The 15,736-nt window shown below is 60.3% G+C and carries 14 protein-coding genes; 2 read left to right on the forward strand and 12 right to left on the reverse strand.

Going from position 1 to position 15,736, the window contains the following annotated elements; all coding sequences use genetic code 11:
• Positions 1-11: 11 nt before the first annotated feature.
• Entirely contained in the window at positions 12-581 is a 570-nt protein-coding gene (plsY, locus tag LUB09_RS21120) for a glycerol-3-phosphate 1-O-acyltransferase PlsY (RefSeq protein ID WP_231423602.1), read from the reverse strand.
• Positions 582-655: 74 nt separating this feature from the next.
• On the opposite strand from plsY, the gene folB reads away from it, so the two are divergent.
• Positions 656-1,009 (forward strand): dihydroneopterin aldolase, encoded by a 354-nt coding sequence (folB, locus tag LUB09_RS21125; protein WP_209985521.1) that lies wholly within the window; start codon positions 656-658, stop codon positions 1,007-1,009.
• A complete protein-coding gene (gene folK, locus LUB09_RS21130) occupies positions 1,000-1,524 on the forward strand; it encodes a 2-amino-4-hydroxy-6-hydroxymethyldihydropteridine diphosphokinase (RefSeq protein ID WP_209985517.1) in 525 nt (174 codons plus the stop codon). Before folB ends, folK begins: the two co-directional genes overlap by 10 nt.
• 6 nt (positions 1,525-1,530) lie before the next feature.
• On the opposite strand, the gene LUB09_RS21135 is transcribed toward folK, so the two are convergent.
• The 11 genes from LUB09_RS21135 to LUB09_RS21185 all read right to left on the reverse strand — a co-directional run bounded on the left by LUB09_RS21135 (position 1,531) and on the right by LUB09_RS21185 (position 15,656).
• On the reverse strand, positions 1,531-2,757 hold the full coding sequence (locus LUB09_RS21135; protein ID WP_231423603.1) for a multifunctional CCA addition/repair protein: 1,227 nt from the start codon (positions 2,755-2,757) through the stop codon (positions 1,531-1,533).
• 63 nt (positions 2,758-2,820) lie between these two features.
• Positions 2,821-4,386 carry a SpoVR family protein gene (locus LUB09_RS21140; protein WP_209985511.1) on the reverse strand — a complete coding sequence of 522 codons (1,566 nt, stop codon included), beginning with the start codon at positions 4,384-4,386 and terminating at the stop codon, positions 2,821-2,823.
• Complete coding sequence (locus LUB09_RS21145; RefSeq protein WP_057006670.1) at positions 4,383-5,654, reverse strand: YeaH/YhbH family protein; 1,272 nt, start codon at positions 5,652-5,654, stop codon at positions 4,383-4,385. Before LUB09_RS21145 ends, LUB09_RS21140 begins: the two co-directional genes overlap by 4 nt.
• A gap of 104 nt (positions 5,655-5,758) precedes the next feature.
• A complete protein-coding gene (locus tag LUB09_RS21150; RefSeq protein WP_003194732.1) occupies positions 5,759-7,681 on the reverse strand; it encodes a PrkA family serine protein kinase in 1,923 nt (640 codons plus the stop codon).
• Positions 7,682-7,965: 284 nt separating this feature from the next.
• A complete protein-coding gene (gene glpE / locus LUB09_RS21155; protein WP_209985507.1) occupies positions 7,966-8,295 on the reverse strand; it encodes a thiosulfate sulfurtransferase GlpE in 330 nt (109 codons plus the stop codon).
• A gap of 9 nt (positions 8,296-8,304) precedes the next feature.
• Positions 8,305-9,150 (reverse strand): symmetrical bis(5'-nucleosyl)-tetraphosphatase, encoded by an 846-nt coding sequence (locus tag LUB09_RS21160; RefSeq protein ID WP_209985504.1) that lies wholly within the window; start codon positions 9,148-9,150, stop codon positions 8,305-8,307.
• Entirely contained in the window at positions 9,150-9,530 is a 381-nt protein-coding gene (gene apaG / locus LUB09_RS21165; protein WP_209985501.1) for a Co2+/Mg2+ efflux protein ApaG, read from the reverse strand. Before apaG ends, LUB09_RS21160 begins: the two co-directional genes overlap by 1 nt.
• A gap of 238 nt (positions 9,531-9,768) precedes the next feature.
• A complete protein-coding gene (gene rsmA / locus LUB09_RS21170) occupies positions 9,769-10,581 on the reverse strand; it encodes a 16S rRNA (adenine(1518)-N(6)/adenine(1519)-N(6))-dimethyltransferase RsmA (RefSeq protein ID WP_057006674.1) in 813 nt (270 codons plus the stop codon).
• Positions 10,578-11,567 (reverse strand): 4-hydroxythreonine-4-phosphate dehydrogenase PdxA, encoded by a 990-nt coding sequence (gene pdxA, locus LUB09_RS21175; RefSeq protein ID WP_209985499.1) that lies wholly within the window; start codon positions 11,565-11,567, stop codon positions 10,578-10,580. Before pdxA ends, rsmA begins: the two co-directional genes overlap by 4 nt.
• Positions 11,564-12,898, reverse strand: coding sequence for a peptidylprolyl isomerase (locus LUB09_RS21180; protein WP_231423604.1), 1,335 nt, complete (start codon positions 12,896-12,898; stop codon positions 11,564-11,566). Before LUB09_RS21180 ends, pdxA begins: the two co-directional genes overlap by 4 nt.
• A complete protein-coding gene (locus LUB09_RS21185) occupies positions 12,879-15,656 on the reverse strand; it encodes an LPS-assembly protein LptD (RefSeq protein ID WP_231423605.1) in 2,778 nt (925 codons plus the stop codon). The genes LUB09_RS21180 and LUB09_RS21185 overlap by 20 nt, the downstream gene beginning before the upstream one ends.
• Between the last annotated feature and the right edge of the window lie 80 nt (positions 15,657-15,736).

Consider the following 15,736-nt stretch of genomic DNA (forward strand, 5'->3'; position numbering starts at 1 on the left):
ACCGGGCGTATTTAAAAATGCCGTTCGCGCCCGGCAAACAGGTCGCGTAGATTGCCGCGGTGGCGCCAGACGATCAGCAGCGTCAGCACGCTCATCGGCAACAGCGCTGCCGGCGCCTGCCAGGCCAGCAATGGCAGGGTGAGCGGCGTGGCGATCAGCGCGGCCAGGGAGCTGGTGCGGGTCAGGTAGAACGTCAGCAGCCAGGCCGTCATGGCCAGCAAAGCCGCGGGTGGGTAGATCCCCAGCAGCATGCCGGCCGCCGTGGCGACGCCTTTGCCGCCGCGAAAGCGAAAGTACAGGGGAAACAGATGGCCCAGGACGGCGCATACGCCCACCCAGGCCTGCTGTTGCAGGGCCAGGCCGGCGAGGCTGGCAATCAGCACGGGCACCAGGCCCTTGCAGACGTCACCCAGCAGGGTCAATACGGCAAGTTTCTTGCCGGCCAGACGCAACATGTTGGTGGCGCCGGCATTGCCTGAGCCACTCATTCGCGGATCGGGATTTCCCGTCAGGCGGCTGAGCACAATGGCGAAGGACAGCGAGCCGAGCAGGTAGGCGAAAACCGCCAGTGACCAAAACATGCTAACTATTCCGGGCGAGGACGCCCTGATTCTAACGGGGCATCGCGCCCTTGTCGTGCTGCGGAGAAGAGTGCTTGGACAGAGTGTTTATCGAAGGCCTGGAAGTCGACACGGTGATCGGCGCCTACGACTGGGAGCGCGGCATCAAGCAATGCCTGCGTCTGGACCTGAGTTTCGCCTGGGACAATCGCCCGGCCGCGGCCGGTGACGACCTGACCCTGGCGCTGGATTACGCCAGCGTGTCCGCACGTATCCAGGCCTTTGCCGACGAGTCCCGGTACCAGCTGGTGGAAACCTTCGCCGAGCGCCTGGCGCAGGTGCTGATGAGCGAGTTCCAGATTCCCTGGTTGCACCTCAAGTTGACCAAGCCAGGCGCCGTACCGGCTGCCAGGGGCGTGGGCGTGGAGATCGAGCGCGGATGTCGCTGACTCAGGTTTACCTCGGCCTTGGCAGCAATATCGAGCGCGAGTTGCGTTTGTGTGCCGGGCTGGATGCATTGGCGAGCTTTCTGACGCAGATGCGTTGCTCGGCGGTGTTCGAAAGCCAGCCGGTTGGCATCAAGAGCGGGCCTTTTTTCAACCTGGTGGTGTCGGCATATACCGACCTGCCGCTGAAGGAACTGGACCGCAGGCTGAAACTCATCGAGGCCGAAAACGGCCGCTATGCACCCGGCCGCAAAGGCTTGCCGCTGGACATCGACGTATTGCTGTACGGCGAGCTGGTGGGGGATTTCGACGGTTTGATCCTGCCGCGCGCAGAGATCCTGACCAACGCTTTCGTTCTGTGGCCGCTGTCGATGATGGCACCGGAACGCGTGCATCCACTGGCCCGCAGGACCATGGCCGAGCTGTGGCGTGATGCACAGATCGACCAGGTGCTGGCGCCGGTCGGGTTCGAATGGCAGGGCCAGCCACTCACGCCCGCAACCCTCCTGCAGGCGTGAGCAAGCTCAGGTCTGCAGTGATTTGTAGGCCTGCAGTGCTTTGAGCCGTTCGCGCTTCAATGCCTCGCCCAATTGCGGGCCTTTGAAGCCTTTCTCCAGCAGCGGCGCCACTGGCACCTCGCGCGCCGCCTTCGCTGCGCCGCGTAAATAATCTGCTTGTGGATAACTTCTCTGTTCCAGTCCCTTGCGGCCACGCGCATCCATTTCGCAGCTCACCACAAACTCTTCAAAGCGTTGCGGCCGACGATACACATCAAAACTTTGCAGCAACTCCAACAACGTCGAGGCTTTAAGCTCCAGCGCACGGTGGCCGTGGGTATGATATTGACCCACCAGCAATGCCAGCTCCTGGCAATCCTTCGGCACCTTGAAGCGTTCGTTCACTGCCTTGATCAGCTTCAAACCCCGTTGTTCATGGGCAATGTGCTGCGGCAACTTATCCCCAGGCGTGGTGCCCTTGCCCAAGTCGTGCAGCAGGCAGGACCAGCGCACTGTCAGCGGTTGATGATGCACGGCGGCTTGTTCCAGCACGCTCAATGTGTGCACACCGGTATCGATTTCCGGATGATGGGCTTGGGGTTGCGGCACGCCGAACAGGGCGTCCACTTCCGGCATCAGGGTTTTCAGCGCGTCGCAGTCGCGCAGCACCTGGATAAATACCTGGGGCTGATTCTCCATCAGTGCGCGGGAGATTTCTTTCCAACTGCGCTCGGGTGTCAGCGCTTCCAGTTCGCCGGACTCGCTGAGTTGGCGCATCAGTTCCAGGGTCTGCGGCGCGACGGTAAAACCCAGGGACGCATACCGTGCGGCAAAGCGCGCCACGCGCAGCACACGTAACGGATCTTCGGCAAACGCGGGGGAAACGTGGCGAAGAATACGGGCTTGCAGGTCGCGCTGGCCGTGATACGGATCGATCACATTACCGTCGTCGTCCTCCGCCATGGCGTTGATCGTCAGGTCGCGACGGATCAGGTCTTCTTCCAGCGTCACTTCGGGGCTGGCGTGAAACACAAAACCGCCATAGCCCCGGCCACTTTTGCGTTCAGTGCGGGCCAGGGCGTACTCGTCGCCGTTCTTAGGGTCAAGGAATACCGGGAAGTCTGCGCCTACCGGCTTGTAGCCTTTGGCGAGCATTTCTTCGGCGCTCGCGCCAACCACCACGCGGTCGACATCGGTAACCTTGATGCCCAGCAAGCGGTCGCGTACGGCGCCGCCGACTGTGTAGATTTTCATGAAAAAGCCTCCATTAGCGCCACAGGATACCGCCTGTGCCTGACCAATGGAGGCTTTGCCGTTTCAGAGATGAACGACTGCCAAATCCAGACGGCCATAGTCGCCATCACCGTGATCGCTGCGCGGTGGCACGTGATGGGTTTTCATCACTTGATCGCCCTGCAGGGTTTCCAGGTGAATGTCGAAGCCCCACAGCCGGTGCAGGTGCTTGAGGACTTCTTCGGTGGACTCGCCCAAGGGTTTGCGGTCGTGCTGCTGGTGACGCAGGGTCAGCGAGCGATCACCGCGCACATCGATGCTGTAGATCTGCACGTTGGGCTCGCGATTGCCCAGGTTGTACTGCGCCGCCAGGGTTTCGCGGATGGTGCGGTAGCCCGGTTCATCGTGGATGGCCGGCACCACCAGATCGTCCTTGAGGTCGTCATCCATGATGCTGAACAGCTTGAGATCGCGGATCACCTGAGGCGACAGGTACTGCAGGATAAAGCTCTCGTCCTTGAAGCTGCTCATGGCGAACTTGATGGTCGACAGCCAGTCGCTGCCGGCTATTTCCGGGAACCAGCGGCGATCCTCCTCAGTGGGGTGCTCGCACATGCGCCGTATATCGCGGTACATCGCGAAGCCCAGGGCGTAAGGGTTGATGCCGCTGTAATAAGGGCTGTCGAAGCCGGGCTGGAACACTACGCTGGTGTGGGAGGTGAGGAACTCCATCATGAAGCCGTCCGTGACCAGGCCTTCGTCGTACAGGTCGTTCATCAGGGTGTAGTGCCAGAAGGTTGCCCAGCCTTCATTCATCACCTGAGTCTGGCGCTGTGGATAAAAATACTGGGCGATCTTGCGCACAATGCGCACGATTTCACGCTGCCAGGGCTCAAGCAGTGGCGCGTGTTTTTCCAGAAAATAGAGGATGTTTTCCTGAGGTTCGGCGGGGAAGCGCGCATTATCCTTGTCGTTGTTTTTGCCGGCCTTTTTCGGAATGGTGCGCCACAGGTCGTTAATCTGCTTCTGCAGATGCTCCTCGCGCTCAGCCTGGCGCAGGCGTTCTTCTTCGGCAGAAATCGGGTACGGGCGTTTGTAGCGGTCGACCCCGTAGTTCATCAACGCATGGCAGGAGTCGAGCAGGTCTTCCACCGCATCGATGCCGTGGCGCTCCTCGCACTGCATGATGTACTGCTTGGCGAATACCAGGTAATCGATAATCGAACTGGCATCCGTCCAGGTGCGGAACAAGTAGTTGCCCTTGAAGAAGCTGTTATGTCCATAGCACGCATGGGCGACCACCAGCGCCTGCATGCAGATGGTGTTTTCTTCCATCAGGTAGGCGATGCATGGGTCGGAGTTGATCACGATCTCGTAGGCCAGGCCCATCTGGCCACGGGTGTAGGATTTCTCGGTGCTGAGGAAGTGTTTGCCGTAGGACCAATGGTGGTAACCCAGCGGCATGCCTACCGAGGCATAGGCGTCCATCATCTGTTCGGCGGTGATCACTTCGATCTGGTTGGGGTAAGTGTCCAGCGCATAACCCGCCGCAATGCGGCTGATTTCCCGGTCATAGGCCTGGATCAGTTCAAAGGTCCACTCGGACCCGGTGGAAAGGGGTTGGCGTCTAGTCTCTTTTTTGGCGGTCATGTCACTAACCTGCGCTGGAAGAGTTCACGGAAGACCGGGTAAATATCGCCGGCCGAGACCAGTTGCTGCTGGGCAAATGTGTCGGCAAAGGCTTCGCCGATGCGCTCATATTCGAACCACAGGGCCTGGTGCTCACGGGGGGTAATTTCGACGTAGGTGTAGTACTGCACGAACGGCATGATCTGGTTGATCAGAATATCGCGGCAGATCGGTGAGTCATCGTTCCAGTTGTCACCGTCGGAAGCCTGGGCCGCGTAGATATTCCACTCATTGGCCGGATAGCGCTCGGCCATGATCTCCTGCATCAGCTTCAAGGCGCTGGAGACGATGGTGCCGCCGGTTTCCCGCGAGTAAAAGAACTCTTCCTCGTCCACTTCCCGGGCGCTGGTGTGATGGCGGATGAACACCACGTCGATCTTGTCGTAGTTCCGCTTCAGGAACAGGTACAGCAGGATAAAGAAGCGCTTGGCAATGTCCTTGGTGGCCTGGGTCATGGAGCCGGACACGTCCATCAGGCAGAACATCACGGCCTTTGAGCTGGGATTGGGCTGCTTGACCAGCAGGTTGTATTTCAAGTCGAAGGTATCGAGAAACGGCACACGATGAATACGCGCGCTGAGTTTTTCGATTTCCGCCTCGATCTGCTGGATATCGCCGAAATTGTCCGGTTCTTCGCGTTTGAGCCGCGCCAGTTCTTCCTTGGCTTCCCTCAGTTTGGCGCGGCTGCTGCCGGACAGCGCAATGCGCCGCGCGTGGGCTGAACGCAGGGTGCGGATGATATTGATGCGCGAGGGGTTGCCTTCGTTGCTGATCCCCGCGCGCACGGTCTTGAAGGTGTCGGTGCCGGTGAGGTTGCGCTTGACCAGATTGGGCAGCTCCAGATCCTCGAACATGAACTCGAGGAATTCTTCCTGGGTAATCTGGAACACGAACTCGTCCATGCCTTCGCCGGAGTTGCCGGCCTTGCCCGCACCCTTGCCGCCACCGCCACCCTGCGGTCGCTGGATATGTTCGCCGGTGGTGAACTCCTTGTTGCCCGGGTGCACGACCGTCTGTTTGCCGCCGCGCCCGTGGTGCAGCACCGGCTCGTCGATATCCCGCCCGGGAATGCTGATCTGCTCGCCATGCTCCATATCGGTGATGGAGCGGCGGCTGACCGCTTCTTCCACAGCCTTTTTGATGTGGTCACGGTAACGCCGCAGGAAACGCTGCCGGTTTACCGTGCTCTTGTTCTTGCCATTGAGGCGTCGGTCGATCACATAGCTCATGGGGCCCCTCCGGGGAGCTTCAAGTCGTAAGCTGCAAGCTGCAAGTTGGAACGGCGTGCGCTGTTCTCTTGCAGCTTGTAGCTAGAAGCTTGCAGCTACTGCTCTCACTGCGATTTCCGGACCCGTAGGTACCATTCCGACAGCAGTCGTACCTGTTTGTCGGTATAGCCTCGCTCGACCATGCGTGTGACGAAGTCGTTGTGTTTTTGCTGATCCTCCTTGCTGGCCTTGGCGTTGAAGCTGATGACCGGCAACAGGTCCTCGGTGTTCGAGAACATTTTCTTCTCGATGACCACGCGCAGCTTCTCGTAACTGAGCCAAGTGGGGTTCTTGCCGTTGTTGTTGGCGCGGGCGCGCAGTACGAAGTTGACGATTTCGTTGCGGAAATCCTTCGGATTGCTGATGCCGGCCGGTTTTTCGATTTTTTCCAGTTCCTCGTTGAGAGCCACGCGGTTGAGGATTTCGCCGGTTTCCGGGTCGCGGTATTCCTGATCCTGGATCCAGAAGTCGGCGTACAGCACGTAGCGGTCGAAGATGTTCTGGCCGTACTCGCTGTAGGATTCGAGATACGCGGTCTGGATTTCCTTGCCGATGAATTCGATATAGCGCGGCGCCAGGTATTCCTTGAGGAAGCGCAGGTAGCGTTCGCGGGTTTCGGCCTGGAATTGCTCCTGTTCAATCTGCTGCTCCAGCACATACAGCAAGTGCACCGGGTTGGCGGCGATTTCGTGCGGGTCGAAGTTGAAGACCTTGGACAGGATCTTGAACGCGAAGCGCGTCGACAGCCCGTTCATGCCCTCGTCCACGCCCGCGGTGTCGCGGTATTCCTGGATCGACTTGGCCTTGGGGTCGGTGTCCTTGAGATTTTCGCCGTCGTATACGCGCATCTTCGAATAGATATTCGAGTTTTCCGGCTCCTTGAGGCGTGACAGCACGGTGAACTGCGCGAGCATCTTCAGGGTGTCAGGCGCGCAATGAGCCTTGGCCAGGGAGCTGTTGAACAGCAGCTTGTCGTAGATCTTGATCTCGTCGCTGACGCGCAGGCAGTACGGCACTTTGACGATGTAGATCCGGTCGATGAAGGCTTCGTTGTTCTTGTTATTGCGGAAGGTGTGCCATTCCGATTCGTTGGAGTGGGCCAGCAGGATCCCGGTGAACGGAATCGCCCCCAGGCCCTCGGTGCTGTTGTAGTTGCCTTCCTGGGTGGCGGTGAGCAGTGGGTGCAGCACCTTGATCGGCGCCTTGAACATCTCCACGAACTCCATCAGGCCTTGGTTGGCCCGGCACAGTGCGCCCGAGTAGCTGTAGGCATCGGCGTCGTTCTGCGGAAATTCTTCGAGTTTGCGGATATCGACCTTGCCCACCAGCGCCGAAATATCCTGGTTGTTTTCGTCGCCGGGCTCGGTCTTGGCGACCCCGATCTGGTTGAGGATCGAAGGGTAGAGCTTGACCACGCGGAACTGGCTGATATCACCACCGAACTCGGCCAGGCGCTTGGTGGCCCAGGGCGACATGATGGTGTTGAGGTAGCGCCGAGGGATGCCGAAGTCTTCTTCGAGGATCGCGCCATCTTCCGTGGCGTTGAACAACCCCAGGGGCGACTCGAACACTGGCGAGCCCTTGATGGCATAGAAGGGGACCTTCTCGATCAGCTGTTTGAGCTTCTCGGCGAGGGAGGATTTACCGCCACCCACCGGGCCGAGCAGGTAAAGAATCTGTTTCTTTTCTTCCAGGCCTTGGGCGGCGTGGCGGAAGTAGGAGACGATCTGGTCAATGCATTCTTCCATTCCGTGGAAGTCTTCAAAGGCCGGATAGCGACGGATCACCTTGTTGGAGAATATTCGCGACAGGCGTGAATTGTTCGCGGTCTCCACCAGCTCCGGCTCGCCGATCGCCAATAGCAGGCGCTCGGCGGCCGACGCATAGGTGCTGCGGTCCTGTTTGCACAGCTCCAGATACTCTTGAAGCGTGAGTTCTTCCTGCTGTGTGGACGCAAAGCGTTGTTGGAAGTGGCTAAAGATACTCATGACGTCGTCACCTCGCTCGATACGTGGAGCCGACGCCGGATCAATCAGTCGATGCTGGCAACCATTGGCAGACACCAATGGCTGTTTCCCCCCAGAACACCCTGAAACGCTACCGATGACCCGTGCGCCGGTGTACCGGCTCTCCCCTGATTTGGATGGCCTGCGCTTAAGGATAGTTCGGAATTGTGGAGGTCAAGGCGTGATGCGAAATTAGTTTGCCCGCGCCGTTCGTCAGAAACGGCGCAAGCCCAAGCATCACGCGGGGTGGCGGGGTGTGAAAAAAATTATTGCGGATCGCCCGAGGAAATTTCTGCGGGATAGGTCGCACGCCACAGCTCAAAGCCGCCGTCCAGGCTATAGACGTCGGAGAAGCCTTGGCTGACCAAGTAAGCGGCGGCGCTCTGGCTGGAGTTGCCGTGGTAGCAGGCCACGATCAGCGGCACGTCGAAATCGGCGGCGCGGATGAAGTCTTGAATATTGACGTTGTCCAGATGCCGGGCGCCGCTGATGTGAGCAGCGGCGTACGTGGGCTGGTCACGAATATCGACCACCACGGCGCCTTGCTCGCGCAGGGCCTGGGCTTGTGCGGGGGGGATACGTTTGAATTCGCTCATGGCGGGCTCCTAGGGCTGGGCGGCCGTTTGTGGTGGGAGAGGGGATTGGCACTGGCAACGGAGGCGCTCGCCGGTATCGATGTTCATCAGGGTCATGGCGCCGCCCCACACGCAGCCGGTGTCGAGGGCGAATACGCCGGGCTCATCGCAGTTGCCTTCGAGGGCGGCCCAGTGACCAAAGATGATCTTCGTGTCGCGGGTCTTGCGCTCCTTGTGGGCGAACCAGGGCTTGTAGCCAGGCGGCGCGCTGTCAGCGCCCTCCTTGGTCTTGAGGTCCAGTTTGCCGTCGACCGTACAGAAGCGCATACGCGTAAAGTAGTTGGTGATCACCCGCAGGCGTGCCACGCCGGTGAGGTCATTGTCCCATTTGACCGGCTCATTGCCGTACATGCCGTCGAGGTAGGCGGTATAGAGGTTATCGTCGGCCAGGGCAATTTCGACTTCGGCGGCGCACTTGAGGGCTTTCTTCAGCGTCCACTGCGGCGCAATGCCCGCATGCACCAGCGCCATGTTGCGCGCTTCGTCGTAATGCATGATTTTTTGCCGGCGCACCCATTCCAGCAGTTCGGCACGGTCCGGCGCTTCGAGGATTTCGCGCAGGGTGTCGCCCTTTTTCAGGCGCTCGATGTTACGGCCGGCCGCCAGCAGGTGCAGGTCATGGTTGCCCAATACGCACACCAGCGAATCACGCAGGCCATAGAGATAGCGCAGGGTTTCCAGTGACTGCGGGCCGCGGTTGACCAGGTCGCCGACCAGCCACAGGCGATCTTGCGCCGGGTCGAAGGCCACGCGCTCCAGCAGGCGCTTGAGGGGATCCAGGCAGCCCTGCAGGTCGCCGACCGCGTACGTCGCCATCAGTGCAGGGCCCCGGGCACGGCGAGGCGGAACGGCTTGATGATGGCGTCGAACAGTTGGCCGTCGGTGGCTTTCATCTGATACGAGCCTTGCATGGTGCCGACCCTTGAGGTCATCACCGTGCCGCTGCTGTAGGTGTGGCTGGCGCCGCTGTCGATCAATGGCTGCTGGCCGACCACGCCTGCACCGCGTACTTCCTCGACCTGGCCGTCGCCGTCGGTAATCACCCAGTGGCGCGACAGCAGCTTGGCCGGCACCAGGCCGTTGTTCTTCACTGTGACGGTGTAGGCAAAGGCGAAGCGGTTGTGCTCGGGTTGGGATTGGTCCGCCAGAAAGCGGGTGACGACGCTGACGTCGATCTGGTAACGAGGATCGGACATGCAAGAGGCCTTAAAAGCAAAAGCGGAAGACAGCAGATGCGGGTCAGTCTAGGCCAAGAGATGGGCACTAGGCCAGACATGCTGTCCGGGAGGCTTTGAGCAACTGTTGGCATCACTGGATTCAATTGTGGGGGGGCTTGCTCCCTAAAGCGGCGGATCAGTCAACGCATGCATCGACTGACACTCTGCAATCGGGAGCAAGCCCCTCCCACATTTGGATTGTGTCGAGGCTTGAGCCTTATTCCACTGCTGGCGCAGGCTGGATCGCCAACTGGTCGGCCAGCCGCACGAAGGCGGCGAGGTCCAGCTGTTCAGGGCGCAGGCTGCCGTCGACGCCGGCGGCTTCGATTTCGGCATTGCTCAGCAGTGCCTTGAGCGTGTTGCGCAAGGTTTTGCGGCGTTGGTTGAACGCTTCACGCACTACGCGCTCCAGCAGTTTGTGATCCTTGGCTGGATGCGGCAGCACGGCGTGGGGCACCAGGCGCACGATGGCCGAGTCGACCTTCGGCGGCGGGTTGAACGCGCCGGGGCCGACGTTGAACAGGTGCTCAACGCGACAATGGTACTGAACCATGATCGATAGCCGGCCCCAATCACCGCCGCCAGGGCCGGCGGCCAGACGCTCGACCACTTCCTTTTGCAGCATGAAGTGCATGTCGCGGATGATCGAGGCGTTGTTGAGCAGGTGAAAGATCAGCGGTGTGGAGATGTTGTAGGGCAGGTTGCCCACTACTCGCAAGCTGTTGGGCGCGGCATTGAGGCTGTTGAAGTCGAACTTCAGCGCGTCGCCCTGGTGCAGGTTGAAGTTGGTCTTGCCGGCGAACTGCTGGTTGAGGATCGGGATCAGGTCCTTGTCCAACTCAACCACGTCGAGCTGGCCGCCGCTGGCCAGCAGGCCTTGGGTCAGCGCGCCCTGGCCCGGGCCGATTTCCAGCAGGCGGTCTTCTGGCTTGGCGTGGATGGAGCGCAGGATGCGGTCGATCACGCCAGCGTCGTGCAGGAAGTTTTGCCCGAAGCGCTTGCGCGCCCGGTGTTGGTAATGCTCGGTCATATACGGGTCTCGGCCATCTGATAGGCGGTTTCCAGGGCCACGTGCAGGCTGCCGGTATCTATTTTGCCGCTGCCCGCGAGGTCCAGGGCGGTGCCATGGTCGACGGAGGTGCGGATGATCGGCAGGCCCAGTGTCACGTTGACAGCGGCGCCGAAGCCTTTGTACTTCAGCACGGGCAGTCCCTGGTCGTGGTACATCGCCAGCACTGCGTCGCAGTGCTCCAGATATTTGGGGGTAAACAGAGTGTCCGCCGGCAGCGGGCCGCGCAGGTCCATGCCTTCTTGGCGCAGACGCTCCAGGGTGGGTTCGATGATGTCGATTTCTTCATGGCCCAGGTGGCCGCCTTCGCCGGCGTGTGGGTTGAGCCCACAGACCAGAATACGGGGCCGGGCAATGCCGAATTTGTGTTGCAGGTCGGCGTGCAGGATGCGCGTCACACGCTCCACTCGCTCGGCGGTGATGGCGTCGGCGACGTCCCGCAGTGGCAGGTGCGTGGTCACCAGGGCGACGCGCAGGCCACGGGTGGCCAGCATCATCACCACTTGTTCGGTATGGGTCAGTTCGGCGAGGAATTCGGTATGCCCGGAAAAGGCAATGCCGGATTCATTGATCACGCCCTTGTGCACCGGGGCGGTGATCATGCCGGCGAAGTCACCGTTGAGGCAGCCAAGGCCTGCGCGGGTGAGGGTTTCGAGTACGAAGGCCGCGTTGGCCTTGTCCAACTGACCAGCAATGACCCTGGCTTGCAAGGGCGTGTCCCACACGTACAGGCTGCCCGCCGGGGCCGGCAGCTCCGGCCAGTTGCCCGGCGCCACGTCCAGCAGCGTGACAGCCACACCCAACTGCGCGGCCCGCTCAAGGAGCAGGTCGCGGCTGGTTATGGCGATCAGGGGATGCGGCTGGGCGTGCGAGGCGAGTAGCAGGCACAGGTCTGGACCAATGCCGGCCGGCTCGCCGGGTGTCACTGCGAAACGCTGTGGTTTCACTGAGTAGCCTGGTCGGTGCCTGTTTGCTCGGCGCCTGGCAGCTTGTTTTCCACGTAGGCTTCGTCACGGATCTGACGCAACCAGGTTTGCAGCTCTTCGTCGTACTTGCGGTTACGCAGCACGGTCAGCGCTTGTTGCTCGCGGGCCTGGTTGGTGTTGTCGGTAGCGCGACGGCCGAGGACTTCCAGTACGTGCCAGCCGTATTGAGTCTTGAACGGCTTGGACAGCACGCCTTGCGGAGTCTTGGCCATCACGTCCTGAAACTCCGGCACCAGCGCACGCGGGTCGATCCAGTTGAGGTCGCCGCCGTTGAGGGCAGAACCCGGGTCTTCCGAGAAGCTCTTGGCCAGGGTGGCGAAGTCTTCACCGCTTTCGATGCGGTCATAGATCTTCTGCGCCAGTTCCTTGGTTTGCGCCTCGGTGCGGATTTCACTTGGCTTGACCAAGATATGACGTACATGCACTTCGTCTTTGAGCGAAGTCTCGCCGCCACGACGTTCCAGCAGCTTCAAGATAATGAAGCCGCCCGGGGTACGGGCCGGCTGAGTAATGCCACCGACTTGCATGGCGCTCAGCTCACGGTCGAACGGAGGTGGCAGTTGCGCGGCTTTACGCCAGCCCATGTCACCGCCTTCAAGGGCATTGTCGCTACCGGATTGGGCAATGGCCATTTGCGCAAAGTCGGCACCGGCTTTCAGGCGATCATAGATAGCCTGGGTTTTCGCGGCGGCGGCGTTGAGCTGCTCGGAGTTGGCGCTGTCCGGGGTCGGGATCAGGATATTGGCCAGGTGCAGTTCTTCGGAAAGCTGCATCTTGCCCAGGTCCGACGCGAGGAAGTTCTTCACTTCCTGCTCGGATACCTGAACCCGCTCGGCCACACGGCGCTGGCGTACACGGCTGATGATCATCTCGCGGCGGATCTGGTCACGGGCGTCTTCATAGGAAAGACCATCGTGGGCCAGGGCGGCGCGGAACTGGTCGATGCTCATGTTGTTGCGCTGAGCAATGGAACCGACGGCCTGGTTCAGTTCTTCGTCCGAGATACGGATGCCGGAACGCTCGCCGATCTGCAGTTGCAGGTTTTCGACGATCAGGCGTTCCAGTACCTGCTGGTCCAGCACGCTGGTCGGCGGTACACCACCGCCACGCTTGGCGATGGTTTGCTGGACTTCCTTGACGCGCTGGTCGAGTTGGCTCTGCATGATCACGTCGTTATCGACGATGGCCACGACCTTATCCAGCTGTTGAACCGCAGCGTGCGCCGATGCGGCACCCAGGAACAGCGCGCCCAGCAGGAGCGGGCGCAGAGACTCAGAAAGCTTGATCTTCACGTTGACGATAACCTTCAATGCCTTTGTCGAGGAAGCTCTCTACCTTGGCGCCGGTCAGGCCGCCGAGTCCTTTGAGAACGATTTGGAAGAAGAGACCGTGGTCACCCTTTTCGTTAAGTGGGGCGATCTGGCTGTATTCGTCGTTGGAAACCCAGTAACGGTTGATGACGCGCAGTTTCCAGCAGCAGTTGTCGTACTCGAAACCACCGAAGGCTTCCAGAGTGCGGTTGCGGGCGTAGTCATACTGCCAGCGGGTGATCAGGTTCCACTGAGGAATGATCGGCCACATCATCGAGAAGTCGTGTTGCTGGATTTTGTAGTAATCCTTCACGTAGTTCGCAGTGTCTGACGGAACGCTGTAGTCACCACCGAACTGCCATTTGCCGGTCAACTGGTTGTAGACCACTTGGTCGTTACGATAGCGATAGCCAAGGTTGATGATTTTGTTCGGGTTGTCTTCCGGCTGGTAGTGGAACATTGCGCTGCCGGAACGTGGCGAGTGGCTCACCGGGTCCCAGTTATAGTCGGCCGTGGCGCGCCAGTCGCGGTTGAAGCGGAACTCGTAGTCCAGCGCGATCGGCGACACATCGGTCTTGGCGTCGTCACGGTCGGCAGCCAGGATGCCTGGCAGTTGAACCTTGCGATCCTTGAAGTACAGGGCCTGGCCGATGGCCACACGCTGACGTTCAAAGCCGTTTTCTTCGATCCAGCGGCTGGTCACACCCAGGGACAGCTTGTTTTCATCGCCGATCCGGTCATTGCCACTGAAGCGGTTGTCGCGGAACAGCGAGGCGTAGCTGAACGTGTTTTCACTGGTGTCAAAGACCGGGATGTCGCTCTGGTCCTTGTTCGGCACGTAGAGGTAGTAAGCGCGAGGCTCAAGAGTCTGGTTGTATTCTTTGCCGAACCAGTTGGTCTTGCGGTCGAAGAACAGGCCGCTGTCTACGCTGGCGATCGGCACAGCACGGTCTTGAGAACTTTTGAACTCATCGCCCGCTGCAAGCGTGTTCTTGCCGATGGTGTCGAGGTCCAGATCGTACTTGGTATAGACGTACTTAAGCTTTGGCGTAATGAAACCGTAAGTCCAGTTCATCGGGTAGTCGACAGCGGGTGCCACGTTCAGGCGAGTACCGTTTGCACGGGTCAGGCCGGTGACAAAGGTGTCGAGGCGCGCGGATGTAAGGCCGTTTTCATCAGTGAAGGAACCGTTTTGCAGGTCCCGATCAAAACGTACCGCTTCGGTCTCATAAGTAAAGTTCAGCCCGCCCGGATGGTATGGCAGTGCACCGTTGAAGGTGATCTGAGGCAAGCGGTCGTACGGCGTGATTTGCGAGATGGTCGCCAACTGGTACGCCTGGAGATTCAGGCGAGCTGTGTAGTTGTCACCGCGATACGACACAGAGCCCTGCTGATTCAGAGCGTCACGGCTCTCAACGCCTTCTTCAAAGGACTTCAAGTCCTGGAAGTAGTAAGGGTCGCTGATCCGGGTGTAATCCACCTGCGTTGTCACGCGCGAATCCAACCCGCCCTTATGCTGCCAATTGAGCATATAGCGGGTTTTCTCGTAATCGGTCTGCTTGCTGCGCTCGTTGTTGTCGTCGTTCAGGTACGCACCACCGAACTGGCCTTCGCTGGACTTGGTGAGGTAGCGGAATTCGCCTTCCATCAACAGGCCGCGCTTGGTCATGTATTGCGGGTACAACGTGGCGTCGTAGTTCGGCGCCAGGTTGAAGTAGTACGGCGTTACCAGGGTGAAGCCGGTCTCGCTGCCGGTGCTGAAGCTCGGCGGCAGGAAGCCGGATTGACGACGGTCATCGATCGGGAAATAGATGTACGGGGTGTACAGGATCGGGATGTTCTTGACCCGCAACGTCGCGTTGGTGGCCGTGCCGAAACCGGTGGCCGGGTTCAACGTGATGTTGTTGCCGCGCAGTTGCCAGGCGTTGCTGTCCGGCTCGCAGGTGGTGTACGTACCGTCCTTGAGACGGATGATCGCGTTTTCGGCACGCTTGGCGTACAGCGCGTTACCGCGGATACGCGACTTGTGCATCACGTACTCGGCGTTGTCGATTTGCGCCGCACCGGTGTCCAGCTGGACCTCGGCATGGTCGCCGACGATCAGCGCGCCATTGTCGCGCAGACGCACGTTACCGTTCAGCTCGCCACGGTTTTCGGCCTGGTACAGGCTGGCTTCCTGGGATTCGAGCTGCATGCTGCCCTGGCGCATGACCACGTCACCGGCGAGAGTCGCGACCTGCGACTCCTGCTCGTAACGGGAGGCCTTGGCGCCGATGAAGGTGGGCGCATCGCTCTTGTCCGTCTTGTCGTTCATGCCAGGACGAATCGGCTCGATGTACGCACCGCCGCAGTACGGGCCGGTTTCGGCCAGTTGGGCTGCGGTCAGCTTATTGCGCGGCACCCAGTCCAGGTGGCTGTAGTCGGCGCTGCGCGAACGCAGGCCACGGCCCTTGGATTCGGTGACCAGCGCCGTCTTCGGCTCGGCCTCGGCAGTGCCACCCGCAGCGGCCTGGGCCGTGCTGTTGGCCGAGCTGACGGCAGCGCCGTCATGCACCGGGCGCGGTGGTAATGGGGCGGCGGCGGTTTTCGGCGCGCAATCCCAGGCACCCGAAGCAGAGACTGAGCAGTCATACTGTTCCGCGGCGACCACGAATGAGGTGGCGAAAGGTTGCATGGCCAGCAGACTGCCGGTTACCAGCAACGGAAATTTTCTACGAAACGCGGGGGATTTCAATGCCATCTTATTAGTCCGGGCTTCCTGCGTGCCATCTGCCCGCGGTTTGGGCCGCACGCCTCTCGATGGTCTGAAAAAGATGCGTG

It is taken from the genome of Pseudomonas sp. Leaf59 (genome assembly GCF_920984685.1).
Classification (GTDB): Bacteria; Pseudomonadota; Gammaproteobacteria; order Pseudomonadales; family Pseudomonadaceae; genus Aquipseudomonas.

Coding starts and splice junctions, on each gene's coding strand:
- LUB09_RS21185 (WP_231423605.1), bottom strand. CDS start 15,656: ATGGCATTGAAATCCCCCGCGTTTCGTAGAAAATTTCCGTTGCTGGTA.
- folK (WP_209985517.1), top strand. CDS start 1,000: ATGTCGCTGACTCAGGTTTACCTCGGCCTTGGCAGCAATATCGAGCGC.
- plsY (WP_231423602.1), bottom strand. CDS start 581: ATGTTTTGGTCACTGGCGGTTTTCGCCTACCTGCTCGGCTCGCTGTCC.
- glpE (WP_209985507.1), bottom strand. CDS start 8,295: ATGAGCGAATTCAAACGTATCCCCCCCGCACAAGCCCAGGCCCTGCGC.
- LUB09_RS21160 (WP_209985504.1), bottom strand. CDS start 9,150: ATGGCGACGTACGCGGTCGGCGACCTGCAGGGCTGCCTGGATCCCCTC.
- apaG (WP_209985501.1), bottom strand. CDS start 9,530: ATGTCCGATCCTCGTTACCAGATCGACGTCAGCGTCGTCACCCGCTTT.
- LUB09_RS21140 (WP_209985511.1), bottom strand. CDS start 4,386: ATGACCGCCAAAAAAGAGACTAGACGCCAACCCCTTTCCACCGGGTCC.
- LUB09_RS21150 (WP_003194732.1), bottom strand. CDS start 7,681: ATGAGTATCTTTAGCCACTTCCAACAACGCTTTGCGTCCACACAGCAG.
- LUB09_RS21145 (WP_057006670.1), bottom strand. CDS start 5,654: ATGAGCTATGTGATCGACCGACGCCTCAATGGCAAGAACAAGAGCACG.
- LUB09_RS21135 (WP_231423603.1), bottom strand. CDS start 2,757: ATGAAAATCTACACAGTCGGCGGCGCCGTACGCGACCGCTTGCTGGGC.
- rsmA (WP_057006674.1), bottom strand. CDS start 10,581: ATGACCGAGCATTACCAACACCGGGCGCGCAAGCGCTTCGGGCAAAAC.